The sequence below is a fragment of the Tessaracoccus lubricantis genome, assembly GCF_039544535.1.
GTDB lineage: Bacteria > Actinomycetota > Actinomycetes > Propionibacteriales > Propionibacteriaceae > Arachnia > Arachnia lubricantis.
On sequence record NZ_BAABLV010000029.1, the window covers coordinates 1 to 2,405 of the forward strand.

Consider the following 2,405-nt stretch of genomic DNA (forward strand, 5'->3'; position numbering starts at 1 on the left):
AAGACACCACCATCGTCACCGCCGCATCGACGGCCTGCTTCATCGGGGTCCAGATCACCTACATATCAAGCCGTTCTTCGCGCGGGAGCTCGACCCGCGACTGCCGTGGTAGTTCAATTCATCGACGATCATCGTGACCGGTTCGGGGTCGAGCCGATCTGCCGGGTGCTCACCGAGCATGCCGTGCCGATCGCCTCATCCGGTTACTACGCCTTCAAGAAGCGGCCGGCCTCCGCCCGCAGCATCTCGGACGCGGAACTGGTCGTCCAGATCGAGCGGGTGTTCTGGGACCGGAGGCTCGGTCGCGGGGTCAGTGGCGCCAGGAAAGTGTGGCGGCTGCTGCGCCGCGCGGGCATTGTCGTCGCGAGGTGCACGGTGGAGCGTCTCATGCGGCAGCAGGGGCTCCGCGGCATCCGTCGGGGCAGAGGGTGTCAGATGGTTTGTGTAAGGGGTGGCTCCTGACACGAAAGTAGAGACACTGATGACCATGGTTGATAGAGATGCCCGTAAGGACCGACGCCGTGACCAGCGTGAGGGTGTGAAGGCCCTCGAGGCCAGCGGCGCGCTGGACGGCATCTACGCGATGATCGACGCCGGCGAGGTCCAACTCGACGGCAAGGACGGCTTGATCCAGCAGTTGATCAAGGCCGGTCTGGAGCGCGGGTTGCAGGCGGAACTGAGCGAGCACGTGGGCTACGAGAAGGGCGACCCCGACGCGGTGGTGTTCCCGAACTCGCGCAACGGCTCCTATCCCAAGACCGTCGCTACCAGCGTCGGCGACGTTGAGCTCGCGATCCCCAGGGACCGGGACGGCACGTTCACCCCGACGTTGGTCCCGAAGGGCTCTCGTCGGCTGGGTGGGCTCGATGACATGATCGTGTCGCTGTATGCGGGCGGGATGACGGTGCGCGACATCGAGCACCACCTGGTGTCGACGGTGGGTGCGCAGGTGAGCCGGGAGACGATCAGCAAGATCACCGACGAGGTCCTCGACGAGGTACTCGCGTGGCAGCAGCGCCCGCTGGAGGCGTTCTACCCGGTGATCTACCTCGACGCGCTCATCGTGAAGGTCCGCGACGGCGCGCACGTGCGTAACAAGGCCGCCCACATCGCTGTCGGCGTCGACATGGACGGGATCAAGCACGTCCTGGGGATCTGGATTCAGGCCACCGAGGGGGCGAAGTTTTGGGCCGGGGTCTGTGCTCAACTCGCCAACCGTGGCATCCAGGACGTGTTGATCGTGGGGACTGCCGAAGGTTTGGTTGACGCCAAGACCGCATGACCTCTGGGAGGGGTTGTGCTGAAAGGATGGCAATCATGCCGAAGATCACTTACTCCGACGAGTTCAAGCGCGACGCCGTTGCTTTGGTCGAGTCGGGCATCCCGCAGAAGCAGGTCGTCAAGGACCTCGGTATCGCGAAGACCACGCTGCAGGCGTGGATCCGTGACGCGAGGTTCAAGTCCCACGCGATGACCCCGACCACGGACCCCGAGGCGCGCAAGGACATGTCCCAGGCGCTGCGCAGGATCCGTGAGCTGGAGATGGAAAACGAGGTGCTGCGGCGCGCGGCGGCGTACCTGTCGCAGGCTCACATCACGCCCCCAAAATGATCTACCCGCTCGTGAAGGAGATGGCTGTGAGTATTCGAGCCTGACGGGACCACTGGATATTGCCTCTGGGAGCCAGCGATATTGACGTTGGGGGCCACCGGTGGCGCTGGTGGGGGCCGGGGGCCGTCCACCAGCGCCGGGCTGGTCACTTCGTGGCGGTGTGTTCTCTCATGTTGTGGGTGCCGGTGTCGATCCAGATGGTGTTGTGGACGATGCGGTCCATGATGGCGTCGGCGTGGACTCCTCCGCCGAGGCGCTGGTGCCAGTCCTTCTTCGCGTATTGGGTGCAGAAGACGGTGGAGGTGGTGTCGTAGCGGCGCTCGAGGAGCTCCAGGAGCATGCTGCGCATGCTTTCGTCGGGTGGGTCGAGGAGCCATTCATCGATCACGAGCAGGGTGAAGGCCGCGTACTTGCGGAGGAACTTCATCTGCCCCTGTGGCTTGTCCTTGGCGAGATGCCAGGCTTCGGCGAGGTCGGGCATTCGGATGTAGTGGGCCCGGATCCGGTGGAGGCAGGCTTGTTTCGCTAGGGCGCAGCCGAGGTAGGATTTCCCGGAGCCGGTGAAGCCTTGGAACACGACGTTGTGGGAGCGTTCGATGAACGAACAGGTCGCCAGCTGCGAGATCATGCCCCTGTCCAGACCGCGTTCCTCGACGAGGTCGATCCTGCGCAGGTCCGCTGTGGGATAGCGCAGCCCAGCGCGGCGGATGAGGCCGTCGACTTTGGAGTGGGTGAAGGCTGAGTGTGCCTCGTCCACGATGATCCGGATCCGTTCCTCGAACCCGAGACCGAGC

The 2,405-nt window shown here is 64.4% G+C and carries 1 protein-coding gene, 3 pseudogenes and 1 other annotated feature; of the genes and pseudogenes, 3 read left to right on the forward strand and 1 reads right to left on the reverse strand.

What is annotated here, in order from left to right:
- The first annotated feature begins 69 nt into the window (after positions 1-69).
- Positions 70-198: a sequence feature (AL1L pseudoknot), on the forward strand.
- The 3 pseudogenes from ABEA30_RS09210 to ABEA30_RS09220 all read left to right on the forward strand — a co-directional run.
- A pseudogene (locus tag ABEA30_RS09210) lies at positions 85-426 on the forward strand (IS3 family transposase); the annotation flags it as partial. (Overlaps the previous feature by 114 nt.)
- A 61-nt stretch (positions 427-487) precedes the next feature.
- Positions 488-1,264 (forward strand): annotated as a pseudogene (locus ABEA30_RS09215) (IS256 family transposase); the annotation flags it as partial.
- Positions 1,265-1,317: 53 nt separating this feature from the next.
- Positions 1,318-1,608: pseudogene (locus tag ABEA30_RS09220) on the forward strand (transposase); the annotation flags it as partial.
- 148 nt (positions 1,609-1,756) lie between these two features.
- Here the strand turns inward: ABEA30_RS09220 and ABEA30_RS09225 are convergent.
- Positions 1,757-2,405 (reverse strand): ATP-binding protein (locus ABEA30_RS09225; protein ID WP_345582112.1); only part of this gene is annotated, 649 nt, incomplete at its 5' end.